Annotated in this window: 26 protein-coding genes; 13 read left to right on the forward strand and 13 right to left on the reverse strand. The window is 72.4% G+C overall.

Translation table 11 applies throughout. The annotated features are described in order from the left end of the window. Window positions 1-30: 30 nt before the first annotated feature. Complete coding sequence (locus CLT74_RS18650; protein WP_099847673.1) at window positions 31-987, reverse strand: HpcH/HpaI aldolase/citrate lyase family protein; 957 nt, start codon at window positions 985-987, stop codon at window positions 31-33. Window positions 988-1,099: 112 nt separating this feature from the next. Here CLT74_RS18650 and CLT74_RS18655 point away from each other — a divergent pair, with 112 nt between their 5' ends. Continuing rightward, entirely contained in the window at window positions 1,100-1,924 is an 825-nt protein-coding gene (locus tag CLT74_RS18655) for an SDR family NAD(P)-dependent oxidoreductase (RefSeq protein WP_099847674.1), read from the forward strand. Window positions 1,925-1,985: 61 nt separating this feature from the next. After that, window positions 1,986-2,705 (forward strand): GNAT family N-acetyltransferase, encoded by a 720-nt coding sequence (locus CLT74_RS18660; protein ID WP_099847675.1) that lies wholly within the window; start codon window positions 1,986-1,988, stop codon window positions 2,703-2,705. 16 nt (window positions 2,706-2,721) lie between these two features. Here CLT74_RS18660 and CLT74_RS18665 read toward each other — a convergent pair whose 3' ends face one another. Continuing rightward, the gene (locus tag CLT74_RS18665) at window positions 2,722-3,648 is read right to left on the reverse strand and encodes a DMT family transporter (protein WP_099847676.1); all 927 of its coding nucleotides are present in this window, start codon (window positions 3,646-3,648) and stop codon (window positions 2,722-2,724) included. A gap of 142 nt (window positions 3,649-3,790) precedes the next feature. Between CLT74_RS18665 and CLT74_RS18670 the strand changes: the two genes are divergently transcribed. Then, window positions 3,791-4,498: an HAD family hydrolase gene (locus CLT74_RS18670; RefSeq protein WP_099847677.1), complete on the forward strand. Its 708-nt coding sequence runs from the start codon at window positions 3,791-3,793 to the stop codon at window positions 4,496-4,498. 93 nt (window positions 4,499-4,591) lie between these two features. On the opposite strand, the gene CLT74_RS18675 is transcribed toward CLT74_RS18670, so the two are convergent. Both CLT74_RS18675 and CLT74_RS18680 read right to left on the reverse strand, forming a co-directional pair. Then, window positions 4,592-5,116, reverse strand: a complete 525-nt coding sequence (locus CLT74_RS18675) for a hypothetical protein (protein WP_099847678.1) — start codon at window positions 5,114-5,116, stop codon at window positions 4,592-4,594. Between the two features lie 22 nt (window positions 5,117-5,138). Beyond that, the gene (locus CLT74_RS18680; RefSeq protein WP_099847679.1) at window positions 5,139-6,008 is read right to left on the reverse strand and encodes a PhzF family phenazine biosynthesis protein; all 870 of its coding nucleotides are present in this window, start codon (window positions 6,006-6,008) and stop codon (window positions 5,139-5,141) included. 108 nt (window positions 6,009-6,116) lie between these two features. Between CLT74_RS18680 and CLT74_RS18685 the strand changes: the two genes are divergently transcribed. From CLT74_RS18685 to CLT74_RS18695, 3 genes are all read left to right on the forward strand, one after another. Further along, complete coding sequence (locus tag CLT74_RS18685; RefSeq protein WP_486582405.1) at window positions 6,117-7,424, forward strand: magnesium transporter MgtE N-terminal domain-containing protein; 1,308 nt, start codon at window positions 6,117-6,119, stop codon at window positions 7,422-7,424. Next, a complete protein-coding gene (locus CLT74_RS18690) occupies window positions 7,417-8,046 on the forward strand; it encodes a DUF1003 domain-containing protein (RefSeq protein WP_099852350.1) in 630 nt (209 codons plus the stop codon). Before CLT74_RS18685 ends, CLT74_RS18690 begins: the two co-directional genes overlap by 8 nt. Window positions 8,047-8,111: 65 nt before the next feature. Then, complete coding sequence (locus CLT74_RS18695) at window positions 8,112-9,260, forward strand: Mrp/NBP35 family ATP-binding protein (RefSeq protein ID WP_099847680.1); 1,149 nt, start codon at window positions 8,112-8,114, stop codon at window positions 9,258-9,260. A 36-nt stretch (window positions 9,261-9,296) separates the two neighbouring features. Here the strand turns inward: CLT74_RS18695 and CLT74_RS18700 are convergent, their stop codons facing one another. Both CLT74_RS18700 and CLT74_RS18705 read right to left on the reverse strand, forming a co-directional pair. After that, window positions 9,297-9,713 carry a twin-arginine translocase TatA/TatE family subunit gene (locus CLT74_RS18700; protein ID WP_099847681.1) on the reverse strand — a complete coding sequence of 139 codons (417 nt, stop codon included), beginning with the start codon at window positions 9,711-9,713 and terminating at the stop codon, window positions 9,297-9,299. Window positions 9,714-9,787: 74 nt separating this feature from the next. After that, complete coding sequence (locus tag CLT74_RS18705; protein ID WP_099847682.1) at window positions 9,788-11,107, reverse strand: trypsin-like peptidase domain-containing protein; 1,320 nt, start codon at window positions 11,105-11,107, stop codon at window positions 9,788-9,790. Between the two features lie 183 nt (window positions 11,108-11,290). Here CLT74_RS18705 and CLT74_RS18710 point away from each other — a divergent pair, with 183 nt between their 5' ends. Continuing rightward, window positions 11,291-11,965 (forward strand): O-methyltransferase, encoded by a 675-nt coding sequence (locus CLT74_RS18710; protein WP_486582406.1) that lies wholly within the window; start codon window positions 11,291-11,293, stop codon window positions 11,963-11,965. An 80-nt stretch (window positions 11,966-12,045) separates the two neighbouring features. Here CLT74_RS18710 and CLT74_RS18715 read toward each other — a convergent pair whose 3' ends face one another. Then, window positions 12,046-13,512 carry a M17 family metallopeptidase gene (locus CLT74_RS18715; RefSeq protein ID WP_099847683.1) on the reverse strand — a complete coding sequence of 489 codons (1,467 nt, stop codon included), beginning with the start codon at window positions 13,510-13,512 and terminating at the stop codon, window positions 12,046-12,048. Between the two features lie 149 nt (window positions 13,513-13,661). Beyond that, window positions 13,662-13,829 carry a DUF3117 domain-containing protein gene (locus tag CLT74_RS18720; RefSeq protein ID WP_013283866.1) on the reverse strand — a complete coding sequence of 56 codons (168 nt, stop codon included), beginning with the start codon at window positions 13,827-13,829 and terminating at the stop codon, window positions 13,662-13,664. Window positions 13,830-14,019: 190 nt separating this feature from the next. On the opposite strand from CLT74_RS18720, the gene CLT74_RS18725 reads away from it, so the two are divergent. Together CLT74_RS18725 and CLT74_RS18730 are read left to right on the forward strand one after the other, a co-directional pair. After that, window positions 14,020-14,844 (forward strand): PaaX family transcriptional regulator C-terminal domain-containing protein, encoded by an 825-nt coding sequence (locus CLT74_RS18725; RefSeq protein ID WP_099847684.1) that lies wholly within the window; start codon window positions 14,020-14,022, stop codon window positions 14,842-14,844. Next, window positions 14,841-15,632, forward strand: a complete 792-nt coding sequence (locus CLT74_RS18730) for an enoyl-CoA hydratase-related protein (RefSeq protein WP_099847685.1) — start codon at window positions 14,841-14,843, stop codon at window positions 15,630-15,632. The genes CLT74_RS18725 and CLT74_RS18730 overlap by 4 nt, the downstream gene beginning before the upstream one ends. Before the next feature lie 30 nt (window positions 15,633-15,662). On the opposite strand, the gene CLT74_RS18735 is transcribed toward CLT74_RS18730, so the two are convergent. The 4 genes from CLT74_RS18735 to CLT74_RS18750 are packed head-to-tail and all read right to left on the reverse strand — an operon-like array spanning window position 15,663 to window position 18,117. Next, a complete protein-coding gene (locus CLT74_RS18735; RefSeq protein ID WP_099847686.1) occupies window positions 15,663-16,286 on the reverse strand; it encodes a hypothetical protein in 624 nt (207 codons plus the stop codon). 4 nt (window positions 16,287-16,290) lie between these two features. Beyond that, window positions 16,291-16,881 carry a DNA-3-methyladenine glycosylase I gene (locus CLT74_RS18740; RefSeq protein ID WP_099847687.1) on the reverse strand — a complete coding sequence of 197 codons (591 nt, stop codon included), beginning with the start codon at window positions 16,879-16,881 and terminating at the stop codon, window positions 16,291-16,293. Window positions 16,882-16,930: 49 nt separating this feature from the next. Continuing rightward, window positions 16,931-17,428 carry an SRPBCC family protein gene (locus tag CLT74_RS18745; protein WP_099847688.1) on the reverse strand — a complete coding sequence of 166 codons (498 nt, stop codon included), beginning with the start codon at window positions 17,426-17,428 and terminating at the stop codon, window positions 16,931-16,933. Next, window positions 17,425-18,117, reverse strand: coding sequence for a DivIVA domain-containing protein (locus CLT74_RS18750; RefSeq protein WP_099847689.1), 693 nt, complete (start codon window positions 18,115-18,117; stop codon window positions 17,425-17,427). The genes CLT74_RS18745 and CLT74_RS18750 overlap by 4 nt, the downstream gene beginning before the upstream one ends. 210 nt (window positions 18,118-18,327) lie before the next feature. Here CLT74_RS18750 and folP point away from each other — a divergent pair, with 210 nt between their 5' ends. After that, a complete protein-coding gene (gene folP / locus CLT74_RS18755) occupies window positions 18,328-19,197 on the forward strand; it encodes a dihydropteroate synthase (protein ID WP_099847690.1) in 870 nt (289 codons plus the stop codon). 23 nt (window positions 19,198-19,220) lie between these two features. Here the strand turns inward: folP and ndhC are convergent, their stop codons facing one another. Next, window positions 19,221-19,598: an NADH-quinone oxidoreductase subunit A gene (ndhC, locus tag CLT74_RS18760; RefSeq protein WP_099847691.1), complete on the reverse strand. Its 378-nt coding sequence runs from the start codon at window positions 19,596-19,598 to the stop codon at window positions 19,221-19,223. 93 nt (window positions 19,599-19,691) lie between these two features. On the opposite strand from ndhC, the gene CLT74_RS18765 reads away from it, so the two are divergent. The 3 genes from CLT74_RS18765 (at window position 19,692) to CLT74_RS18775 (ending at window position 24,323) form a co-directional block, all read left to right on the forward strand. Continuing rightward, a complete protein-coding gene (locus CLT74_RS18765; RefSeq protein ID WP_486582745.1) occupies window positions 19,692-21,188 on the forward strand; it encodes a hypothetical protein in 1,497 nt (498 codons plus the stop codon). A 257-nt stretch (window positions 21,189-21,445) separates the two neighbouring features. Then, on the forward strand, window positions 21,446-23,293 hold the full coding sequence (locus CLT74_RS18770) for a 2-oxoacid:acceptor oxidoreductase subunit alpha (protein WP_099847693.1): 1,848 nt from the start codon (window positions 21,446-21,448) through the stop codon (window positions 23,291-23,293). Beyond that, window positions 23,286-24,323, forward strand: a complete 1,038-nt coding sequence (locus CLT74_RS18775) for a 2-oxoacid:ferredoxin oxidoreductase subunit beta (protein ID WP_099847694.1) — start codon at window positions 23,286-23,288, stop codon at window positions 24,321-24,323. The genes CLT74_RS18770 and CLT74_RS18775 overlap by 8 nt, the downstream gene beginning before the upstream one ends.

Consider the following 24,323-nt stretch of genomic DNA (forward strand, 5'->3'; position numbering starts at 1 on the left):
TCGGGGCGGGCGGGTCACGAGTGGGTACGGCTATTCGGCCGGCGGGGTGAACGCCGAGGTACGTGTCATACCGGCCGCCCGGCCCTTGGCGGCGATCACCAGCGCCATCTTGCGGGACGCTTCGTCGATCATCTCGTCGCCGAGCATGACCGCGCCCAGCCGGCCACCCGCCTCCGAGGTGTAGTGCTGGTACGCGTCGAGGATCAGTTCGGCGTGGTCGTAGTCGGCCTGGGCCGGCGAATAGACCTCGTTCGCGGCGTCGATCTGCCCGGGATGCAGCACCCACTTCCCGTCGAAGCCGAGCGCCGCCGACCGCTTCGCCACCTCGCGGAACGCGTCGGTGTCCCGGATCTGCAGGAACGGGCCGTCGATGGCCTGCTTGTCGTGCATCCGGGCGGCCATCAGGATCCGCATCAGGATGTAGTGGTACGGGTCGCCCGGGTAGTCGGGGATGAGCGCGCCGACCACGAGTGACTTCATGTTGATCGAGGCCATGAAGTCGGCCGGGCCGAAGATGATCGTCTCGACACGCGGCGACGCGGCGGCGATGGCGTCGACGTTCACCAGGCCGGCGGCGTTCTCGATCTGCGCCTCGATGCCGATCCGGCCCACCTCCAGGCCGAGGGTCTTCTCCAGCTGGGTGAGGGTCATGTCCAGCCACTGCACCTGCGCCGCGTTCTGCACCTTCGGCAGCATCACGCAGTCGAGGTTGGCCCCCGCGCCCTCCACCACGTCGATGACGTCCCGGTAGGTCCACGGGGTGGTGAGGTCGTTGACCCGGACCACCCGGGTCTTGCCGGCCCAGTCGCCCTCGTTGAGCGCGGCCACGATGTTCTTGCGGGCGTCCGGCTTGGCCAGCGGGGCGACCGCGTCCTCCAGGTCGAGGAAGACCTGGTCGGCCGGGAGTCCCTGGGCCTTGCCGAGCATCTTGACGCTCGATCCGGGTACGGCCAGGCAGGACCGGCGGGAACGCCCAACAACGGCCATCGACGGCGCTCCTTCCGGGGTACGGCCGGGGGCCGCCACCCCTGACTTAACGATCCCAAAGGTGCTTGTGACGCCACGGTAACCTCGTCCCGTGACCGCGGTGAATGGACCTGTGGAAGATGTCACTGACCGTCGACTGGTCGTGATCACCGGAGCGAGTTCGGGCATCGGGTTGGCCGCCGCCACCAACCTGGCCTGCCGGGGCGACCGGGTCGTCCTGGTCGGCCGGGATCCGGCCCGGCTGCGGGCCGCAGCCGCCGAGGTACGCGAGGCGTCCGGGGAGCGACCCGAGGTGTTCCGCGCCGACTTCGCCGTCCTCGACGACGTCCGACAGATGGCCGAACGACTGCGTGCCGCGTACGACCGGATCGACGTGCTGGCCAACAACGCCGGTGCGATCGTGCTCCAGCCGGTCACCACCGTCGACGGGTTCGAGCTGTCCATCCAGGCCAACCACCTGGCACCGTTCCTGCTGGCCAACCTGCTGGCCGACCGGGTGCGTCGGATGGTGGTGACCGCCTCCGGTGCGCACCGCAGCGGCCGGCTCGATCCGGACGATCTCAACGCGCCGCTGCGCCGTTACCGGCCGCTGTCCGCGTACGGCACCAGCAAGCAGGCGAACATCCTCTTCACCGCCGAGGCGGCCCGACGGTGGCCGCGGGTCGAGTCGTACTGCTTCCATCCCGGGGTGGTGCGGACCCGCTTCGGCAACGACAGCCGGATAGTCGCGCTCGGCATGCGTCTGCTGCCCTTCCGCAGCCCGGTCAAGGGGGCGCAGACGCTCGTGTGGCTCGCCAACCAGGACCGGTCCCGGTTGCGCGACGGCGGCTACTACTTCGACTGCCGGCCCCGCCGGCCGTGGCCGAAGGCAGCCGATCCGCGACTCGCGGAACGACTCTGGACGGCGAGCGCCGCCGCTGTCGGCGTATCGGGCTGACCGTCCGTCGGGCGGGACAACCGGGTCGCCGCGGTCGGGAAACATTGCGATACTCCGCGCCATGACCGTCACGGAAGGCGCCAGCCTGCGGGTGCTCGGCAAGGACGAGGAGCTGACCGCCCGGCTGGACGCCGAGCTGACCGCTTTCAACAACCAGGCCACCGGCGTCGCCGACGAGGCGGAACTGGCGGTCCGGGTCACCGACCCGGACGGTGAGCTGCTGGCCGGGTTGACCGGGTGGAGCTGGGGCAGCTGCGCCGGGATCAACATGGTCTGGGTACGGGCGGACCGTCGCGGCGAAGGCTGGGGCGGCCGGTTGCTGGCGGCGGCCGAGCAGGAGGCCCGTCAGCGCGGCTGCACCGAGATCTCGGTCGCCTCGTTCTCGTTCCAGGCCCCGGGCTTCTACCGTCGGCACGGCTACCTCGACACCGGCCGGCGGGAGGGCATCCCGGGCGGTCACGTCGACCACCACTTCTGGAAGTCGCTTGTCACCGACCCGGCCGCCGCGGTGCGCCTGGTCGCGCTCGTGGAGTTGCCCGACGACGCGGTCGAGGCCGGGCAACGGTACGAGGACACGGTGCTCGCCCTGCTGCCACGCCACGACGGCCGGCTGGAACGGCGGCTGCGCACCGGGGACGGGCATACCGAGGTGCACCTCATCCGGTTCGACACCCGAGCCGGCTACGAGGCGTTCCTGGCCGACCCGGAGCGGGTGGCGCTGCGCGCGGGGCTCGGCGACGCCGCCCCGCAAACCCGGGTGCTCGAGGTGCACGAGGTGTGACCGGCGGGAGCCGGCTTCAGTCGCGGACCGGTGCCGCGTCCGCCGGCACCGCCGTGCTGACCCGTGCCGTACGCCGGGCCGTGCGGGCACTGGAGAGCACCACCACCGCGACGCCGACCAGCAGCAACGACAGGCCGGGCAGGGTCACCGGGTCGGGTAGCTGGCCCAGCCACGCCCAGCCGATGAGCGCCGCACCGGGGGCCTCAAGCAGGATCAGCACGCTGACCGTGGTGGCGGAGACCCGCCGCAGGGCGTAACTGAACATCGAGTGGCCGAGCAGCTGCGCCCCACCGACCAGGGCGAGCACCGCCAGCCAGGTGCCGGTGTCGAAGCCGCTCAGCGGCACCCCGCCGACCAGACAGATCACCAGCAGGATCAGCCCGCACACGCCGTAACAGATGGTGGTGTAGGTGGCGTTGCTGACGGTGACCCGGGCACGCTCCCCCAACGCGGTGTAAACGGCCGCGAACAGACCGCCGGCAAGCGCCAGCAGGTCCCCGGTGAACGCCTGACCGGAGACCGTGAAGTCGGCTCCGGTCGCCAGCACCGCCCCGGCCACCGCCACCCCGATGCCCGCCCAGACACCCACCGGCAGTCGGCGGCCCTGGGCCCGGGCGATCAGCCCCTGCCAGACCGGCTGGGTGGCCACCAGCGCGGTTGCGGCGGCCACCGAGGTGAGCTTGGCGCTTGGCATCCAGGTGGCGAAGTGTGCCGCCAGCGCCACCCCGGACAGGACGCAGTACATGCCCTCGCGGCGGCCGACGCGGGTGGTCAGGGCACGGAACTCGGACCGCCGGCGGACCAGCGCGAACGGACTCAGCACGGCGACCGCGAGCACGTTGCGCCAGAACGCGACAGCCAGGGCGGGCGCGGCGGCGAAGGCGATGAGCGGCGCGGATGACGAGACGGCGAGGACGGCCACGGCCAGGGCCGCGCCGGTCATCAGGTCAAGCGGCGGACGATGAGGTTCGGGGACCACGAGGTGCAATCTTCACACGTCGTGCGGTGACCACATTCCGTCAACGGTCGGTTACGATCATGCGCGTCCCGTCGGGGCTCCTCTCATCCGCCCGGAGTCAGTACCCATGCCCAGGTTCCGAGCGGTGCTGTTCGATTTCTTCGGCACGTTGACCCGTCCGGTCCAGCGTGGCAAAGGTCACCTCAGCACCGCCGAGCTGCTCGGCTGTCCGCCGGACACCTTCCTGGAGGTGCTCGACCGCAGCTTCTACGAACGCGCCAGCGGAGGCTTCGGCAGCGTCGAGGCGACCCTTCGCTGGGTGTGCGAGCAGGCCGGCGTACACCCATCGGCGGAGGCGTTGCGAGCTGCCGCCGCCGCTCGCCACCGGGCGGTACGCGCGGACACCCGGCTGCGGGACGAGGCCGTGCCGACCCTGCGGGCGTTACGGCGACGGGGGGTAAGGACCGGCGTGATAAGTGACTGCACCCACGAGTTGCCGGCGTTCCTGCCGGAACTGGCGATCGCCCCGCTGCTCGACGTCCGGGTGTTCTCCGTCCAGGTGGGGCGATGCAAGCCGGACGCCACCCTCTACCTGGCCGCCTGTGCGCGGCTGGGTCTGCCGCCACGGGACTGCCTCTACGTGGGCGACGGCGGCAGCCAGGAGCTGACCGGCGCACAGCGTGCCGGCCTGAGCGCCGCCCGGCTGGCCTCGCCCGACCTGGCCGATCACCTGGTGTTCAACCTCGACGTCGACTGGGCCGGGCGGACCCTGAGTTCCCTCACCGAGGTGGTCGACCTGGTCGAGGCCGTCGCCCCGGTCGGCACCCCGTCGTAGCCGGACGGCGTCGGATGCCCGCGCCACGGATGGGCCTCGCGCCTCGCCGCTCAGGCCCGCCGTCGACGGTCCGCCCGGCCCCGGTGTGACGGGTCAGCGGCGTCGGACGCGGTGCAACCGGAACGGCCGGCGGGTGGCCCGCACGGCCGGCGTCGGCCGGGGCGGTTCGGCGAGCGAGCCGGCCGGCAGTTCGGCTCCGTGCGCGGGCCGGCCGGCCGGGGCGAGCCGCATCAGGGCACATCCGTCGGCGGCCCAACGGGCGACGAGTTCAACGGTCGGCCCGGGCGCGTTCAACCGTTTGGCACCCACCAACGGGGCGAGGGTGTCCCACTGCTCGGTGCCGGGTGCCACCCGGCTGACCCGCGCCGGCCAGGTGACGATCCGGCCCCCGTGGTCGCCGCGCAGCGTCACCTGGGCCTCGTCGGCCTCGGCCAACCCCGGCGCGGCCTGCTCGCCGGGGCCGACGACCACGAAGAGCGCCGCTTCCAGGGGCACGCACCACAGGGCCAGCGGCGGTCCGTCGGCCACCGCGACCCAGGCCACCGAGGCCTTCTTCATCGCCTCGTCGACCAGGGGGTGATTCTCGCGCTCGTCGGTCACCGCGGCATCCTCTCGCATCCGGGCCGGTCCGCGTCGGCCGTCAGCCGACGAACGGCGGGACGAGGATCTCGCCGCGCGCCACCGGCATCACCTGGCCGGCGACGCTCGTGCCCACCGCCACGCCACCGGCCGCGGTCACCGTGCAGGCCAGCGAGGACGGTCGGCCCATCTCGACGCCCTGCCGGACGGTGTACGACGATCGTCCCTCGCCGGGCAGCAGGCCGCTGGCGACCAGCCACACCCCGAGGCCGAGGGCGGCCGACCCGGTCGCCGGGTCCTCGGGTACGCCGAGACCGGGGACGAAGACCCGGGCCTGTGCGGTTTGGCTGACGGCGTCCCAGGAGAAGACGCTGACATGCTCAATGCCGTACCGCCCGGCCGTCACCGGGTTCACCTGGGCCCGGGCGAGAGCGTCGGGGCGTACCGGCAGGAACGGGAACTCCAGGCCGCAGCCGGCGACCCGGGGCGCCGGGCCGCTGTGGTCCTCGGCGGCGAGCCCGACCATCTCCAGCAACGGTTCCGGTTCCAGTTCGGGGCCGAGGGTGGGGCTGCCACCGGTGAGGGTCGCGGCACCGGCACTGACCTCGATCGGCAGCACCCCGGCACCGCACTCCTGGGTGACCTGCCCCACCGGGAACACGCCCCGGCGGGCGGCGGTGACCGCTGCGCCGACGCTGGGGTGGCCGGCGAACGGCAACTCGTCGACAGGCGTGAAGATCCGGGCCCGGTAGGTGGCCCCGGCCTGGGTCGCGGGCAGCACGAAGACCGTCTCCGAGAGGTTGAACTCCCGCGCCAGAGCCTGCATCTGGTCGGTCGCCAGCCCTTCGGCGCCGAAGACCACCGCGAGCGGGTTCCCGGCGTACGGACGGTCGGTGAAGACGTCCACGATCTCGTAAGCCAAGGTCGACATGTTGATAGACACTAGGCCCTCAGGACGTTTGTCGGGGTCACTGCCCGGCCGTGCCGGTCCTGAACCATGGTGGGCGGGGGCGTCGACATACCCCCTAGGCTGGTGCCCGTGAGCACGCCGACCCGGGTCTACATCGCCCGCCTCGCCGGAGTCGCCGTCTTCGACCCCAACGGCGACCAGGTGGGCCGGGTACGCGACGCGGTGGCCCGGCTGCGCGCGAGCCAACGGCCGCCCGAGGTGGTGGGGCTGGTCGCTGAGATGCCGATGCGCCGACGGATCTTCCTCTCCATCAACCGGATCACCTCGATCGACGCCGACGCCATCGTGCTGGGCAGCGGCACGCTCAACCTGCGCCGGTTCGAGAAGCGCCCGAACGAGTTGCTCGTCCTCCAGGAGCTGCTCGACCGCCGGGTGCAGGTCGCCCCGGAGGGTCGGGCCGCGTCGGTGGTCGACGTGGCGATGGAGTGCAGTCGTGGCGGCGAGTGGTCGCTGACCCGGGTGGCGGTCCGCGAACAGACAGGTCGGTTGGCTCGCCGGGGCCATCTGCACCAGGTCGAGTGGAATCAGGTACGCGGGCTCAGCGGGATCGCGGAGACCCGGGGCACCGCCAACCTGCTGGCCGTACTCGAGGACATGCGCCCGGCCGACCTGGCCAACGCGCTCCAGGATCTGCCCGACGCCCGGCGCAACGAGGTGGCGGCGGCCCTGGACGACCAGCTTCTCGCCGACGTGCTCAGCGAGCTGCCCGAGCACGACCAGGTGGAGATTCTCGCCGCGCTGGACCGCGAGCGGGCCGCCGACATCCTGGAGGAGATGGAGCCGGACGACGCCGCCGACCTGCTGGGCGAGCTGCCGCCGCCGGAGCAGGACGTGCTGCTCGACCTGATGGAGCCGGACGAGGCCGATTCGGTACGACAGTTGCTGAAGTACACCCCGGGCACCGCGGGCAGCGTGATGACCTCCGAACCGGTCATCCTGCCTCCCGACGCGACGGTGGCCGAGGCGCTGGCCCGGATCCGGGAGCCCCAGCTCTCCCCGGCGGTGGCCGCGCAGGTGTTCGTGGCCCGGGCACCGATGGCCACCCCCACCGGCCGCTACCTGGGCATGGTGCACTTCCAGCGGCTGCTCCGGGAGCCCCCGGCCGATCTGCTCGGTGGCGTGGTCGTCAACGACATCGACCCGCTGCGCCCGACCACCCCACTGCCGGAGATCACCCGCCGGATGGCCACCTACGATCTGGTGGCCATGCCGGTGATCGACCGGAACAACCGGCTGGTGGGCGCCGTCACCGTCGACGACGTGCTGGATCACTCACTGCCCCGGGACTGGCGGGACCGGGACGCGGTGAGCGGCCCCCGGAACGGGGCGACGGCGTCAGCCGTCGCGGACTCGGCGACGGGCGGTGACCATGACTGAGCAACGGCGCGCGGAGCGGCTTGACGTGCCTCGGGAGCCTCGCGGACTGAAGCTGCCCCGGGTGGATCAGGAGACGTTCGGACGCTGGGCCGAGGGCATCGCACGGGGCATGGGTACGGCGAACTTCATCGTCTACATGACGCTGGTGATCACCGCATGGTTCCTCTGGAACACCCTCGCCCCGGCGGGAATGCGGTTCGACCCGTACACCTTCACCTTCCTCACCCTCGTGCTCTCCATCCAGGCGTCGTACGCGGCGCCGCTGATCCTGCTGGCACAGAACCGCCAGGCCGACCGCGACCGGGTGGGGATGGAGGAGGATCGGCGCCGGGCGACCATGCAGAAGGCCGACACGGAGTACCTGGCCCGGGAGATCGCCGCGCTGCGGATCGCGCTGGGCGAGGTGGCCACCCGGGACTTCGTCCGCTCCGAGTTGTCCCGGCTCGCCGAGGAGTTGGACGAGGCGGCGCAGCGGCGACAGCGGCGGGAACGCCGGCACCGGGACGACCCGGCGGGCCGGACCGGTGGTGACGGGCTGGACGAGCCCCGCGACGAGGTGGACGGCGACCAACCGGGTGACGGTCGTCACGGCACCGCGACCTCCCGCCGCCCGGAGAGCTGATCGACTCGCTCACATCGTTGCGACCGCCACCGGCGGCGGCACCCTGCCGACGTAGCATTGCGGGCATGTCAGCTCCCGTCAGCACCGTCAACGACGCCGTCATGGCCGCCCTGGCCACCGTCAACGACCCGGAGATCCGCCGGCCGATCACCGAACTCGGCATGGTGCGTTCCGCCGAGATCGGCGAGGACGGCGTGGTCCGGGTCGAGTTGCTGCTGACCGTGGCCGGTTGCCCGCTGAAAGACAAGCTGCGCAGCGACATCACCGCCGCCGTCGGCGCGGTGAGCGGGGTCAGCCGTGTCGAGATCGACTTCGGGGTGATGAGCACCGATCAGCGCAAGGAGCTTCAGGCGAAGCTGCGCGGCGGCGGCGCGACCGAGGAGCCGGTCATCCCCTTCGCCCAGCCCGGCTCCCGCACCCGGGTGTACGCGGTGGCCAGCGGCAAGGGCGGCGTCGGCAAGTCCAGCGTGACTGTCAACCTGGCCGCCGCGCTGGCCGCCCGGGGTCTCTCCGTCGGCGTGGTGGACGCGGACATCTACGGCCACTCGGTGCCGCGGATGCTCGGCGCGGACGGCCTCCCCACCCGGGTCGAAGACATGATCATGCCGCCGCAGGCGCACGGGGTGAAGGTCATCTCGATCGGGATGTTCACCGCCGGCAACGCCGCAGTGGTCTGGCGGGGGCCGATGCTGCACCGCGCGTTGCAGCAGTTCCTCGCCGACGTCTACTGGGGCGATCTCGACGTGCTCCTGCTCGACCTGCCCCCGGGCACCGGCGACGTGGCGATCTCCCTGGCTCAGCTCCTGCCGAACGCCGAGATCCTGGTGGTCACCACCCCCCAGGCCGCCGCCGCCGAGGTGGCCGAGCGGGCCGGCGCGATCGCCCTGCAGACCCACCAGCGGGTGGTCGGCGTGATCGAGAACATGTCCTGGCTGGAACTGCCCGACGGCTCTCGGATGGAGATCTTCGGAGCCGGCGGTGGTCAGACGGTGGCGGATTCACTGACCCAGACCATCGGCGCGCAGGTGCCGCTGCTGGGCCAGGTGCCGCTGGACACCCGGGTCCGGGAGGCAGGCGACGAGGGCAACCCGATCGTGCTCGCCGAGCCGGACTCCCCGGCGGCGAAGGCGCTGGGCCAGGTGGCCGACCGGCTCGCGCTGCGCCGCGAGTCACTGCTCGGCAAGCCGCTGGGCCTCAAGCCGTCCGGGCGCTGAACCGGCCGGTCGGTTGCCCGACCGGGGTGGTGGGTGTCAGGTGACGTCGTCGTAGCTGACCGCGCGGGGAGCCGGGGCCGGGCCGGCGCTCGCCGGGGCCGGGCCGGGCCGGCGCGGGTCCGCCGCGTTCGCGACGTCCTTGAGCTCGTCGTGCACGCTTGTGACGTCCGCCCGGAGGCCGTCGTAGACACCCTGGAGCGGTTTCCGGATCGCCTGCTCGTCCTCCTCGCTGAGCAGGTGCTTGCGGATGAACGCCTTGGGGTGCAGGTCCTCCAACTGGATGTCGGTGCCCAACTCCTTGCTCAGGTCGGTGGTGGCGCTGCGGGCCATGGTGCGCAGGTTGCGCACCATCCGCAGTCCGTCACTGATCACCACCGGCAGCCGGTCGCCGAAGATCAGCAGCGCCAGCAGCAGCAGCGCGCCGACCTCCCACACGTTCAGGTTCTCGAACACCCTCGGTCCCCCTTCCCCCGGCTACCGCAGCCAGAGTACGCACGTAGGTGCCGCTGCCAGAAGAGGGTGCGAGGTCACTTCGCGTCCGCGGCCAGGGTGACCGAGGCGTTCTGCCGGCTGGAACCCCGGCGGTACTCCACCGTCACCACCGATCCGGGCGCGTACTTGCGGACCAGGGCGATCAGGTCGGTCGGCTCGGTCATCGGACGGCCGTTGAGCTTCAGGATCACGTCACCGGCGCGCAGTCCCGCACCGGCGGCCGGACCGGACGGCTCGACAGTCGCGAGGCGTACCCCGGTGCCGTTGGTGCCCGAACCGGGCCCGCCGACCTGGGCACCGATCACCGTGCGGCGGGCCTTCCCGGTGCCGATGATGTCCTGGGTGATCCGTTTCGCCTGGTTGATCGGGATGGCGAAGGCCAGGCCGATGTTGCCGGCCTCCTGCCCCTCGGCGACCAGAGACTTGATCGTCGAGTTGACGCCGATGACCCGCCCGGCCGTATCGACGAGCGGACCGCCCGAGTTGCCGTGGTTGACCGCGGCGTCGGTCTGGATCGCGGCGTAGTAGCGCGTCGGACCACCCGGCTCGCCGGCGTGCATCGTCCGGTCCAGGGCGCTGACGATGCCCGCGGTCACCGTGTTCGCCAGCGACAGCGGGGAGCCGATCGCCAGCACCGGGTCGCCCACGGCCAGCGCGTCCGAGTCGCCGAACTCGACCGGACGCAGCCCGGTGCGGGAGACCTTGATCACGGCTATGTCGGACTCCGCGTCCTGCCCCACCACCGTCGCGGCGGCCGAGGTGCCGTCGTTGAAGATCACCGACGCCTTACCGGTACCGCCGGCCACCACATGGTCGTTCGTGATCACATGCCCGTCGGCACTGGCGATGAAGCCCGAGCCTTCGCTGGTGCCACCCAGGCCGGCGACCCGCACGGTGACCACGCTGGGCAGTACCCGTTCGGCGACGCCGGCCAGTGACTCCGGCGGACGCTGGGCGAGCGTGGGCACCGTACCGGGGACCGCGCCGAGGACCGCCCCACCGGCACCACCACGGATCGCGAACGCATAGCCGAGCGCACCGCCGAGCGCCCCGGCGAGCAGGGCTGTCACCAGCGGAATGACCAGGAGCTGCTGGAGCCTCGGCCGACCGGCCGCGTCCGGATCGGTGACCGGTTCCGGCTCGCTGCCGGCCACCGGTGCCGCCGGCAGCACCACAGCCGTCGGTGCGTACGGATCCCGCCACGGATCGGCGAGCGCGTCGGACCACCACGGTGACGCGGCGTGGCCGCCGTCCTGTGGTGTCGCCGGCACACCGGCTGGCGGATGCCCGGCCGCCGGCTGCCCGGCCGGTGCTCCGCCCACGCCGGGCTGGCGCCAGTCCCAGCCGTCGGTCACTCGGTGCCTCCCACTCCCGTCCCCGGTGTCCACGCGTCCGCGCCAGGCGTGGACGACGGACACCGCTTCCAGGATTGCACGGATGCGCCGCGCGGGGTCAGCGGTTGTCACTGCGGGTGGATGCCCCGCTGCGCTCGGGGCGGGCCGCCTCTAGAGTCACAGTGCCCAACCGCCCTGCGCATCATGCTCGTCGCCCGGAGGTGCCCCATAGCCACGGTCGCCGGTTCCGGCAGTTCGACGAACCCGGCCCTGCAGTTCGCCGAGTCGTACGTCACCGAGGACCTCGTCCTGCGGACCGCACGCAGCCTCGCTCACGAGGTCGGTCTAGCCGCTGTCACACCTGGCGCGGGTGCCGCGCTGCGCCTGCTCGCCGCTGCCGGCAACGCCCGTGCGGTGGTCGAGATCGGCACCGGCACCGGCGTCAGCGGTGTGTGGCTGCTGCGCGGCATGCGGGTCGACGGGGTACTCACCACCATCGACGTCGAGGTGGAGCATCAGCGGATCGCCCGCCGCATCTTCGCCGAAGCCGGTTTCGTCTCCGGCCGCACCCGCATCATCACCGGCCGGGCGTTGGACGTGCTGCCCAGGCTCGCCGACGGCGCGTACGACCTGGTCTTCGTCGACGCCGAGGTGACCGGTTTCACCGCCTGCGTGGACGCCGCGCTGCGGCTGCTGCGGCCGGGCGGGGTGCTGGTGCTCAACGGAGCGCTGGCCGGCGGGCGGATCGGTGACCCCGCCGCCCGTGACCCGGAGACGGTGACGGTACGCGAGACGGTGAAGGCCATCCGCGAGTCGGAGCACTGGATCCCGGCGCTGCTGCCGGTCGGTCACGGGCTGCTGGCAGCGGTGCGCTGCTGAGCCGACCCACCCGCGACGTGACCCGGCTGGCAGCCGTGCCGGCGGGTGCGGTCCGGCCCCGGTAGGCCGGCCCGGGGCGGTCAGTCCAGCGCGGCCAGCCAGCGCAGCAGCCCGCGTACGCCCCAACCGGTCGCGCCCCGGGTCAGCTCCGCGTCGTCGCGTTCGCACCAGGAGGGGGCGGACATGTCGATGTGCAGCCAACGGTCCCGCAGTTCGCCGGTGAACTCCCGCAGGTACAGAGCGGCCAGCACGGAGCCACCGCCCTGCGTGGGCGCGCTGTGCAGGTCGGCCAGGTCGCTGCCGAGGTGCTCGACGTAGTCGCTGGGCAGCGGCATCCGCCAGGCGGACTCGCCGGCCGACCTGATCGCCGTGAGCAGGTCCTCGGCGAGCTGGTCGTTGTCGCTGTAGAGGGCACCGGTGCGGGTACCCAGTGCCACCGCGTTCGCGCCGGTCAGGGTGGCCAGGTCGACAAGCAGGTCGGGCTTGAGTTCCTGCACGGCGTACGCCAGCGCGTCGGCGAGGACCAGCCGGCCCTCGGCGTCGGAGTTCGTCGTCTCGCTGGTCAGCCCGCCGTAGTGCCGGACGATGTCGCCGGGCCGGAACGCGGCCCCGCTGACCATGTTCTCGGCCAGCGGCGCGAGCGTGGTCACCCGTACCGGCAGCCGCAGCGCTGCGGCTCCGAGGGTGGCCGCCACGACGGCGGCGGCGCCGGCCATGTCCTTGCGCATCAGCTTCATCGCCGGTACGGGCTTGATCGAGATGCCGCCGGTGTCGAAGGTGATGCCCTTGCCCACCAGCACCACGTGGGTGCGGGCGTCCGAGGGGTGCCAGTCCAACTCGACCAGGCGCGGGCCGCTTGCCGATCCCCCGCCGACGGCGAGGATGCCGCCGAAACCCTCGGCGGTCAGTTGCTCCGGCTCGCGGACCCGCAACGTGACCCCGGGCAGCTCGGTGACGGCCTCGGCGACCTGCTCGGCGAACCACTGCGGGTTCTTCACCGAGGAGGGCATGTTCGTGAGGTCCCGGGCCATTCGGGTCATCCGGGCGGTGGTCCGCGCCACCGTGACGGCCTGTTCGTACGCCTCAGGCTCGGTGACCGCCAGGTCGACGTCGGTGAGCGTGGGGGCGTCGGGGTCCGCAGCGAGCCGGAACCGGTACGACCCGAGCAGCAGACCTTCCACCAGACCGCGAACCGCCTCGGACGGCGCACCCGCCGGCAGAGCCAGTGTGACATGAGTCTCATCTTTGACCGCGCGGGCCAGTGCCGCGCCACTCGCCCGCCAGGCCGCCTCATCCGCCGCACCGATCCCGAGCAGCAGCAGCCTCCGGGGGGTACCTCCGGGCCGTAGCTGGGTGTGCACCTCCCCGGCCCGGCCCTTGAACCGCGCCACCGGCACCAGCGCGGCCACCTCGTCGGTGACCCCCTCGGGTGGGGTCACTCCGGTCGGGACCGGCTCGGCCGGAGCATCCTCGGCGGCACCGGACCGCACGGGCAGGACCAGGGTGTCGAGCCGTGCCGGCTCGGCGGTCAGACGGATGGCGAGCACGCGGAGCCGTACCTCCTGGAGACGGACGCGCGGAGAATCGGCCGCGCGCGGGTGTGACGGCTCTGAGCCACCGGTGATACCGGTGGCTCAGAGCCAGGGACCAGACGAACCGTCCGCGGTGGCGAGCTTCGCCGACGAACCGGCCTCACTCAGCCGGCAGCCGCCTTCAGCGCGTCACCCAGAGCAGTCGCCTCGTCGGGAGTCATCTCGACGACGAGCCGGCCACCGCCCTCCAGCGGGACCCGCATGACGATGCCCCGGCCCTCCTTGGTGACTTCCAGCGGACCGTCGCCCGTCCGCGGCTTCATCGCCGCCATGTTGTCTCCCCTCAGACCTACACCAGGGTCGGTGGGTTGCCCCACAGCCACTTCGCCATGACCACCCGCAACTTGCACGTGGGTGTCGACCGACGATTTTCCCTGATGAACACCGCCGGACCCAAACCGAAGCAGCATTGATGTAACAGCATCTAGCTTATCCTTAGATGGCCTGTCACAATGTGCGGTCATGCAGGCACGGTCGGCACTCTTCGACCTGTACGGCGACCACCTCCGGCCACGGGGTGGGCGCGCACCCGTTGCCGCGCTGGTCAAGCTGCTGGCGCCGCTCGGGATCGCGCCACCCGCCGTACGGACGGCGGTTTCCCGCATGGTGCGCCAGGGCTGGCTCGAACCGACCAGACTGACCTCCGGACCGGGATATTCGATCACACCCAAGGCGGCCCGCCGACTGGACGAGGCGGCCTCGCGGATCTACCGCACCGGCCGGGTCACCTGGGACGGGCGGTTCGACCTGCTGGTGCTGGACGCGCCGAGCGCGCGGCGGGACCGCCAGCGACTCGCCGCCAACCTGCGGTACCTGGGCTACGGCACGCTCGACGAGCAGACCTGGGTGGCCACCCGTCCGGCCGAGGACGTCGACCTGCTGCTCAGCGAGGCGGGCGTACGCTTCGAGCGGTTCAGCGCCGCGCACACCGCCGGCACGCCGGGCGCGATGGGCCTGGTCCGCCGAGCCTGGGACCTGGCCGAGATCGGCCGGGCGTACGAGCAGTTCGTCGCCGAGCAGCGGACGCTGCTGACCGGTGTCACGGCGCGCAGCGGCGACGAGGAGGCGTACGCGGCCCGGTTCCGGCTGGTGCACGCGTGGCGTACGTTCCTGTTCCGGGATCCGCAGCTGCCGCCGGCGCTGCTGCCCGAACGTTGGCCCGGCGTCGCCGCGGCCAGCTTCTTCGACCGCCATGCGGCCCGGCTCCGGCCGGCCGCCGACCGGTACGTCGAGCAGTGCCTCGACGGTGGACACCGGACAGCCCGACAGAAGGGTCGCCACACGTGACCGAGCCACTGCTCGTCGACCGCACCGACGCGGTCGTCACCCTCACCCTGAACCGCCCGAAGGCGATGAACTCGCTCGACGTGACGCTCAAGGAGGCGCTCCGGGACACCCTCGCCGAGCTGGAGTCCGACCGTGGCTGCCGGGCGGTGGTGCTGGCCGGAGCCGGCGGGGCGTTCTGCGCCGGTCAGGATCTACGCGAGCACGTCAGCACCCTCCAGGCGGGCGACGGCAAGCAGCTGGACACGGTGCGGGCGCACTACAACCCGATCGCCGCCCGGCTGGCCAGCCTGCCGAAGCCGGTGGTGGCCGCGGTCCGGGGCATGGCCGCCGGGGCGGGTGCCTCCCTGGCGTTCCTGGCCGACATCCGCATCGGTGGCCCGTCGACCAGCTTCCTGATGGCGTTCACCAAGGTCGGGCTGGCCGCCGACACCGGCGCCTCGTGGACGCTGCCCCGGCTCGTCGGCCACGCCAAGGCCGTCGAGCTGCTGATGCTGGCCGAGCCGGTACGCGCCGAGGAGGCCTGCCGGTTGGGGCTGCTCAACCGCTTGACCGACGACGACGAGCAGGTGCTGCCCACCGCGCAGGAACTGGCCGCCCGACTCGCCGCCGGACCGACAGTGGCCTACGGGGCGATCAAGCGTCAGCTCTCCGTCGCCGACGCCGGCACCCTCGCCGACGCGCTGGCCGCCGAGGCGCAGGCGCAGGCGATCTGCGGCGCGACAGCGGACCACAGCGCGGCGACGATGGCCTTCGTCAACAAGCAGCAGCCGGTCTTCGAAGGTCGTTGAGCCGTCGCCGGCCACCGTCACCCGGATCGGTCAGTCGTCCTCTTCCGGATCCTGGTTCGCCTCCGCGCCGAGCACGAACGCCTGCATGGCCAGTTCGTCGCCGGACGGTGAGACGAAGGCGGGCAGCTCCCGGGGGCCCAGCTCCTGCACGTACGCCCAGAACAGCCGGACCGCCTCCGCCGGCGAGTCGGCCTCGATCGGCAGGTCCAGGCTGACCAGCCAGGTGCGGCGCTGCGGTGGCGGGCCGAGCCGGTCGACCAGTTCGCGGAAGGTCGCCGCGTCGAGCGCGGTGACCGGCCCGCCGAGCATCAACTCGTCCGCCGGCACCGGCTCGTCGAAGGCTCGCCGGGTGTACGCGACGACAAGCGCGTCGGGCGCGTGGTCGGACTGCGGGTCGTCCGGATCCTCCGGACGGCGGGCGGTCGGGCCGGCGACCCGGCCCACCGCCACCAGCCGCGGTGGCTCGTCGGTAAGCACCGCGACCTGGTCACCGAGGCGGGGCAGGACGGTCTCGTCCAGCCCGGTCAGTTCGAGTGTGTCGTGGTGGACGAGCCGCTCGGCGTCGTACCGTCCGGCGGGCAGGAGCACGGCCCAGGTGCCCGTGCCGTCCGCCTGGCTCGCCCCGTTCACCCGGTGTGCGGTGTCGGTCGTCATGCCCTCATCCCATCACGCCCGTCGTGGATGTCACGACGTGGCAGCCCGCAAGGTGGTCGTCGACCATCCCGGTGGCCTGCATCAGCGCGTACGCCGTGGTCGGGCCGACGAACCGGAAGCCACGCTTCTTGAGCGCCTTGGCCATGGCCGTGGACGCGTCGGTGAGTGCGGGCACGGCGGCCCCGGTGCCGGGCCGGGCCCGACCGGGCGGCGGGGCGAAGGACCAGAGCAGCGCCGAGAGTCCTTCGGGGAGTTGCTGCGCGGCGCGGGCGTTCGCGATCGCAGCTTCGATCTTGGCCCGGTTGCGGACGATGCCGGCGTCGGCGAGCAACCTGGCCACGTCGGCCTCGTCGTAGCCGGCCACCGTGTCGATCCGGAACCCGGCGAAGGCCGCCCGGAAGGCCTGCCGCTTGCGCAGAATCGTCAGCCAGGACAAGCCGGACTGGAACGCCTCAAGCGTCATCCGCTCGTAGAGCGCGTCGTCACCGTGCAGCGGACGGCCCCACTCGGTGTCGTGGTAGACCGCATAGTCGGGGGTGCTGGCTCCCCACCCGCAGCGGGCCAGCCCGTCGGCCCCGATCACCAGTTCAGTCACGGAGCCAAGGCTAGGCCCAGTGTCCGACAGCCCGGGCCGCACGCACCGGTCAGGGCAGGCGGCCCTGCTCGACCTGGCGGGCGAAGCGGCGCAGCGCCTGGGTGAGGCTGAACTTGGAGCCGGGCCAGAGCACCGGCCAGGCCACCCGTCCGGCCGGGCCGCCCGGCAGGTGGAACCACTCGTGCCAGACGACCTGGGTGCGTCCGCTCTCCAGCGGGGTGCAGCGCAGCACCCCGGGGCCGCGCAGCAGCGTGCCGCAGTGCACCACGCCGATCTCGTACGGCGCGTCCACCCGGACCACCCGCATCGTGTCCCGCAACACCGCCGGCCCGAGCGAGGTGATCGCCTCGACCAGGCTCCCCTCGCCGCCGTCGCCCTCCACCACCCGGACGGTGGTGAAGGGGATCCACTCGGACTGCCGCTCCCAGGCCAGCAGAGCGGCGAAGACCTTCTCCGCCGGGGCGTTGACGATCACCGTGGCGGTGACCTCACCAGCACCGGGCTGGGCCGCCTCGCGTAGATCGTCAGCGCCGTCCGGACCGCTCACGCCGACTCCGACCGGACCGCCGAATCGCGCACCCCGGATGCTGGCGCTTCACCGTCGGCCGACTCTCCGGTGTCCGGGTCGGCGACAGCGGAGGGTGCGGCACCGTCGGTCGGCTCCCCACCCGGCACCGACCGCTTCGCGGCCGGCCGAACATAGCGGTCGACCGGCTCGGTCGTCGCGGTTTCCTGCCCGGTCGTCGGCACCGTCATGGCCTCCGGCGGCGGGCCGGGTACGGCGTCGGACTCGACCGTCGCCGGTGTCACCGAAAGTTCGATTACCGATCCGTCGGCCACCGGGGCGTCCGGCTGCGCAGCAGCCGCCTCGGCCGACTTGGCCGCCTGCTCGCGGGCCCGGCGTAGCGCGTCGGCGTCGGCGGTCCGGCCGTCCCGCAGCGCTGTCACCTCTGCCTCCAGCACGCCGATCAGCTCGGCCTTGTAGCCGATGTCGTACGCCGCCCGGCGCATCGCCTGATCAACCTGGGTCATCCGGTACCCCCGCAGCGCGGTGTCGAAGCGCACCTCGCTCACGTCCGACTCGCGCAGCGGACGATCGCCGGGCAGCGGCACCGCCCGCCCGTCCGCCTCGACCGGGGCCAGGCCGGGATCCCGACCGGTGACCAGCACCGTCACGCCGAACACGACCGCCGCGACGGTGACCGCCACGACCAGCAGGAGCAGAAGCTGACCCATGTACTGATCGTGGCACGCCGAAGGGAACGGGGCGACCCCACCCGGCGCGGCGTACCGGACGAGGCGCCGGTGCGGCGGTCCGAAACGCGCCGGGCCCGGACGACGCGGCACCGCAGACGTTCCCGGCCACCGCGCCGGACCAGCGACCGGATAGCGTCACCGGGGCGGCGGCGTGATCGGCCGGCGGCGTAGGGCGATGTGGGAGGTGGCGTGGCCGGAGTGCTGCGGCTCGGGGCTCGGCGGTTCGGTCCCGACGAGCTTGTGGTGATGGCGATCGTCAACCGCACCCCGGATTCGTTCTTCGACCGGGGCGCGACCTTCCAGGCCGACAATGCGCTGCGGGCGGTGGAACGGGCGGTGGACGAGGGCGCGGACATCGTCGACATCGGCGGGGTGAAGGCCGGGCCGGGCACCGAGGTCGACGTCGCCGAGGAGATCCGGCGCACGGTCGGCACCATCGCCGCGGTACGGGCGGATTTCCCGGAGGTCGTCATCTCGATCGACACCTGGCGCGCCGAGGTCGCGGTGGAGGCCGTGGCGGCCGGCGCGGACCTGCTCAACGACACCTGGTCGGGGGCGGACCCGGCGCTGGCCCGGGTGGCGGCCCGGACCGGGGTCGGGCTGGTCTGCTCGCACGCGGGCGGGCTCAGCCCGCGTACCAGGCCGCACCGCGCGGCCTTCGACGACGTCGTGGCGGACGTGGTCACGACGGTGACCGGGCTCGCCGACCGTGCGGTTTCCCTGGGCGTACGTCCGGACGGGATCCTCATCGACCCGGCACACGACTTCGGCAAGAACACCCGCCACTCACTGGAGATCACCCGGCGGCTGGGCGAGCTGACCGCGACCGGTTGGCCGGTGCTGGTAGCCCTGTCGAACAAGGACTTCATCGGCGAGACGCTGGACCTGCCGGTCGCCGAACGGTTGGAGGGAACGCTCGCCGCGACGGCGGTCTCCGCGTGGCTGGGTGCCCGGGTCTTCCGCGCCCACCAGGTCCGCCCCACCCGCCGGCTGCTGGACATGGTCGCGTCCGTCCGGGGAGATCGCCCACCCAGGCTCAGCCGGCGCGGCCTCGCCTGAGCTGTGGCGGGCCCCGCCGGCGGTCAGGTCCAGCGCAGGATGTCGCGCCGCCAGGCGTAGAGCAGGCCGAGCGCGAGGACACCCACGAAGATCGCCATCTCGACCACGGTGACCAGCCCGAACCCGGGCCTGTCGAAGACCACAGCCCAGGGGAAGAGGAACACCGCCTCGACCGCGAACAGCACGTAGAGGTACGCGTAGACGTAGTAGCGGATCTGCATCTGCGCCCAGTCGCCACCCACCGGGTCGAGGCCACACTCGTAGCTGGCGCGCTTGCCGGGCGGGTCGGCCGGGCGGGCAGGGCGCAGCACCCGGTTGGCGGTGAACGCGACGACGAGGAAGAGCACGCCCGCGAGCAGCAACAGCCCGAGCGTCGCGTACGAGCCCAGGTAACCGGTCACGGTCGGTCAGCCTACCGTCCCCACACGGTCCACCGCCGGGTCGCGAACTTCTTTACACCTGGGACTAGTGTCTCAGGACAACTTGTGCCCACCATGGGGACCACCACCAGCACCGGAGGAGCAATGGGCCGCCTGCCCGGACGACGCGCCTGGCGCCGTACCTTGGCGTCCGCCTGCGCCCTCGGTCTGCTGGTGGCGGCCGGAGCGGCGGTGGCGCCCGGGGCGGTGGTGGCCGCGCCGACGGCGAACCGGGCCGCCGAGCCGGTGCCGGACAGTCCGCCGGCGGAGCCGACGGGTGAACCCGAGCCCACCTCGCCCCCACCCACTGTGGAGCCGCCGGTCGAGACGAGCGCACCGGCGTCACCGTCGACCACGCCGACCCCGGGTGTCACCACCGGCGCACCGGTCCCGAGCAGCGGTCCGCCCGCCGCGACCGGCGCACCGCCCCGGCCCACGTACTCCCCGCCATCCCGGCCGCCCGCGCCCACGATCGCGCCACCCGTCTCGGCCGGAATCACTGTCACCACAGGTGACCTCACGCTGCCGGCCGGCTACTGGAACGTCGCCGGCACCGTGGCCACCCTGCGCGTGACAGTCGCCAACACCGGCACCGCCAGCGCCGGTGTCCGGCTCGCCTACACCCTGCCGGCCGGGCTCACCGATGCCGGTACGGACGGCTGCGCCACCGCCGGGCGGCGGGAGTACCGCTGCGGGCAGTGGAGCACGGCACCCGGCGAGCGGTTCAGCACCCGCCTGCGGATCCGGGTCGACGGCGACGCCTGGCGGCGGATGCCGCTGGCCGGCTCCGTACGAGTGACGGCCACCGGCGCGACCGGCACCGCGGCGGACGACGAGGGCTTCGCCGTGCTCTTCCCACCCGGCCCACCGGCACCCGGGATCACCATGTCGGCCGATGAGGTCGCCTTCGACGCCGAGGGCGCCAGCGAGGGCCTTCTCGTCCGGCTCGGCAACACCGGTCGGGCCGACGCGACCGGCCGGGTCGACGTGCTGCTGCCCGCCGGGGTCACGGTGGCCGCGCCGCCACCCGGCTGCGTCGCCGTGGCGGCCACGCGTACCCGCTGCGACCTCGGCACGGTCCGGGCGGGGCGTACCGACGAGGTGCGCCTGCCGGTGACGGCGACGGTGACGGCGCTACGTGCCGCGCCGCTGTCCGGAGCGGTGATCGGCCTGCTCGATCCGCGCCACGGTGCCGACCGGCGGATGCAGCTCAGCTTCCGGATCACCGCGTCACCGGAACTGCCCGCCGGCGTGTCGCCGGCCACGTCGGAGACGTCGCCGGGCCTGCTCCCGGCCGGGGCACCCGGCGGACCGACGTCGGGGCACCGCACGGCAGTGCTGCCGATCACCGTGTCGGTGCTGCTGTTGCTCCTCGCCGCCGGGCTGGTCACGGCGATGCGGCGGCGTCGGGCCACCACGCCGGGGGCCGGGCGCGGGCAGGCGACCGGAGCGGCGCTGCCGGCGGAGGCGGCGGGCCCGGCCGGCGGCGCGCCGGAATCGGACAGTGGAATCTGGTTCCGCGCCCGGCGACCGGCCCGGACACATGACCGACCTGGCTGGGACGTGCGGTGATATGGATTACGGCGGCCCCGGCGAAACACCGCAACTGACCACATAAACCCTCACGTTTCGATCCCAGTCGGCGGACCTCCGGGCCGGGTGCCCCACTGATTCGACGTAGGCTCTCGGTGAGGGAAGGACAGGCGGGCCGGACGTTCGCGGACGGCCGGTGCAGCGGCGCGTCAAGGAGGTCTCGTGGCCGGGCAAGGCGAGGTCACCATCCAGTTCAGCCAGCCGCGCCACGGCGCGCCACAGAGTGAGGTGCGGCCGTGAGCAAGCAGATCCGCCAGCTGGAACGGGTGGTCATCCGGTTCGCCGGCGACTCCGGCGACGGCATGCAGCTGACCGGGGACCGGTTCACCTCCGAGACCGCGCAGTTGGGTAACGACATCTCCACGCTGCCCAACTTCCCCGCCGAGATCCGGGCTCCCGCCGGCACCCTGCCGGGCGTGTCGAGCTTCCAGGTGCACTTCGCCGACTACGACATCCTCACCCCCGGCGACGCGCCGAACGTGCTTGTCGCGATGAACCCGGCGGCGCTCAAGGCGAATCTCGCCGACCTGCCCCGGGGTGCCGACATCATCGTCAACACCGACGAGTTCACCCGGCGGAACCTGGCCAAGGTCGGCTACGCGAGCAGCCCGCTCGACGACGACACGCTCGCCGGGTACGCGGTGCACCCGGTCGCGCTGACCTCGATGACCATCGGCGCGCTGGCCGAGCTGGACGTGTCCAAGAAGGACGCCGAACGGGCCAAGAACATGTTCGCCCTCGGCCTGCTGAGCTGGATGTACTCCCGGCCGTACGACTCCACCCTGCGGTTCCTGGAGCGCAAGTTCGCCAAGCGGCCCGAGCTGGTCGCGGCGAACGTCGCGGCGTTCAAGGCCGGTTGGAACTTCGGCGAGACCACCGAGGACTTCGCCGTCCGCTACGAGGTGAAGCCGGCCAAGATGCCGCCGGGCACCTACCGCAACATCACCGGCAACGCCGCGCTGTCGCTCGGCCTCGTCGCCGCGGGTGTCCGCTCCGGCCTGCCGGTCTTCCTCGGCGCGTACCCGATCACGCCGGCCTCGGACATCCTGCACGAGCTGAGCAAGCACAAGCGGTTCGGCGTCACCACCATGCAGGCCGAGGACGAGATCGCCGCGATCGGCGCGGCGCTCGGCGCCTCGTACGGCGGCGCGCTCGGCGTGACCACCACAAGTGGCCCGGGCGTGGCGCTCAAGGGCGAGACCATCTCCCTCGCGGTGGCCCTGGAGCTGCCGCTGGTGGTCGTGGACGTGCAGCGGGCCGGCCCGTCGACAGGCATGCCGACCAAGACCGAGCAGGCCGACCTGAACATGGCGTTGTTCGGCCGGCACGGCGAGGCGCCGGTGGCGGTGGTCGCGCCGAAGTCGCCGTCCGACTGCTTCCACGCCGCGCTGGAGGCGGCGCGGATCGCGCTCACCTACCGCACCCCGGTGATCCTGCTGTCGGACAACTACGTCGCCAACGGCTCCGAGCCGTGGCTGCTGCCCGAGGTGGATTCCCTGCCCGACCTGCGGGTCGAGTTCGCCACCACGCCCAACGGCGAGGACGGCACCACCTTCCTGCCGTACCTGCGCGATCCGCAGACCCTGGCCCGGCCGTGGGCCGTGCCGGGCACCCCGGGCCTGGAACACCGCATCGGCGGGCTGGAGAAGGCCGACAAGACCGGCGACATCTCGTACGACCCGGCCAACCACGACTACATGGTTCGCACCCGGGCGGCCCGGATCGAGACGATCCCGGTGCCGGACGTGGAGGTGGAGGACCCGGACGGCGACGCCCGGGTGCTGGTGCTCGGTTGGGGTTCGACGTACGGCCCGATCGGCGCCGCCTGCCGCGCCCTGCGCCAGCGTGGCCTGCCGGTCGCGCAGGCGCACCTGCGGCACCTGGCCCCGATGCCGGCCAACCTCGGCGCGGTGCTGCGCTCCTACGACCGGGTGGTCATCCCCGAGATGAACCTCGGCCAGCTCGCCCACGTGATCCGGGGTCGCTACCTGGTCGACGCCATCGGCTACAACCAGGTCCGCGGCCTGCCGTTCACCGCCGCCGAGCTGGAGACGATGCTGGAAGAGGTCCTGAAGAATGTCTGAGCCCGTCGCCCTCAAGCTCACCGCCAAGGACTTCAAGTCCGAACAGGAGGTGCGCTGGTGCCCCGGCTGCGGCGACTACGCGATCCTCGCCGCCGTCCAGCAGTTCATGCCGGAGCTGAACATCCCCCGGGAGAACATCGTCTTCGTCTCCGGGATCGGCTGCTCGTCGCGCTTCCCGTACTACATGAACACCTACGGGATGCACTCGATCCACGGGCGGGCACCGGCGATCGCCACCGGCCTGTCGGTCTCCCGACCGGACCTGTCGGTGTGGGTGGTGACAGGTGACGGCGACGCCCTCTCCATCGGCGGCAACCACCTGATCCACGCGCTACGCCGTAACGTCAACCTCAAGATCCTGCTGTTCAACAACCGGATCTACGGCCTGACCAAGGGGCAGTACAGCCCCACCTCCGAGGTCGGCAAGATCACGAAGTCGACGCCTGTGGGGTCGGCGGACGCGCCGTTCAACCCGCTGTCGTTGGCGCTCGGCGCGGAGGCCACCTTCGTCGGCCGGACCATCGACTCCGACCGCAAGCACCTCCAGTCGGTGCTGCGCGCCGCCGCCGAGCACGAGGGCTCGGCCTTCGTGGAGATCTACCAGAACTGCAACATCTTCAACGACGGGGCGTTCGAGCAGCTCAAGGAACCTGGCACCCGCGACGACTACCTGATCCGGCTGGAGCACGGCCAGCCGATCACGTTCGGCAAGGACGGGCAGTTCTGCGTCGTCCACCCGCCCGGCGGGTTCGGTCTGGAGGTACGCGAGACCGCGTCGACCCCGGCTGAGGAGATCGTGGTGCACGATGCCACGGTGACCGACCCGGCATACGCGTTCGCGCTGTCCCGGCTGCCCGGCTTCGACCTGCGGAACACCCCGATCGGTGTGTTCCGCTCGGTGCGCCGCCCGTCGTACGACAGCGTGGTGCAGGGGCAGTTGGCCGATGCCCGGGCCACCGTCAGCGAGACCCCGGACCAGCAGTTGGCCGGGCTGCTGGGCAGCGGCGACACCTGGACCATCGTCGGCTGA

The sequence above is a fragment of the Verrucosispora sp. CNZ293 genome (assembly GCF_002754655.1).

Bases quoted from the DNA above. Each gene is read 5' to 3' on its own strand.
- CLT74_RS18650 (WP_099847673.1), bottom strand. From the start codon at position 987: ATGGCCGTTGTTGGGCGTTCCCGCCGGTCCTGCCTGGCCGTACCCGGA.
- CLT74_RS18660 (WP_099847675.1), top strand. From the start codon at position 1,986: ATGACCGTCACGGAAGGCGCCAGCCTGCGGGTGCTCGGCAAGGACGAG.
- CLT74_RS18665 (WP_099847676.1), bottom strand. From the start codon at position 3,648: ATGACCGGCGCGGCCCTGGCCGTGGCCGTCCTCGCCGTCTCGTCATCC.
- CLT74_RS18670 (WP_099847677.1), top strand. From the start codon at position 3,791: ATGCCCAGGTTCCGAGCGGTGCTGTTCGATTTCTTCGGCACGTTGACC.
- CLT74_RS18675 (WP_099847678.1), bottom strand. From the start codon at position 5,116: ATGCGAGAGGATGCCGCGGTGACCGACGAGCGCGAGAATCACCCCCTG.
- CLT74_RS18680 (WP_099847679.1), bottom strand. From the start codon at position 6,008: ATGTCGACCTTGGCTTACGAGATCGTGGACGTCTTCACCGACCGTCCG.
- CLT74_RS18690 (WP_099852350.1), top strand. From the start codon at position 7,417: ATGACTGAGCAACGGCGCGCGGAGCGGCTTGACGTGCCTCGGGAGCCT.
- CLT74_RS18695 (WP_099847680.1), top strand. From the start codon at position 8,112: ATGTCAGCTCCCGTCAGCACCGTCAACGACGCCGTCATGGCCGCCCTG.
- CLT74_RS18710 (WP_486582406.1), top strand. From the start codon at position 11,291: ATGCTCGTCGCCCGGAGGTGCCCCATAGCCACGGTCGCCGGTTCCGGC.
- CLT74_RS18720 (WP_013283866.1), bottom strand. From the start codon at position 13,829: ATGGCGGCGATGAAGCCGCGGACGGGCGACGGTCCGCTGGAAGTCACC.
- CLT74_RS18725 (WP_099847684.1), top strand. From the start codon at position 14,020: ATGCAGGCACGGTCGGCACTCTTCGACCTGTACGGCGACCACCTCCGG.
- CLT74_RS18735 (WP_099847686.1), bottom strand. From the start codon at position 16,286: ATGACGACCGACACCGCACACCGGGTGAACGGGGCGAGCCAGGCGGAC.
- CLT74_RS18750 (WP_099847689.1), bottom strand. From the start codon at position 18,117: ATGGGTCAGCTTCTGCTCCTGCTGGTCGTGGCGGTCACCGTCGCGGCG.
- CLT74_RS18765 (WP_486582745.1), top strand. From the start codon at position 19,692: ATGGGGACCACCACCAGCACCGGAGGAGCAATGGGCCGCCTGCCCGGA.
- CLT74_RS18775 (WP_099847694.1), top strand. From the start codon at position 23,286: ATGTCTGAGCCCGTCGCCCTCAAGCTCACCGCCAAGGACTTCAAGTCC.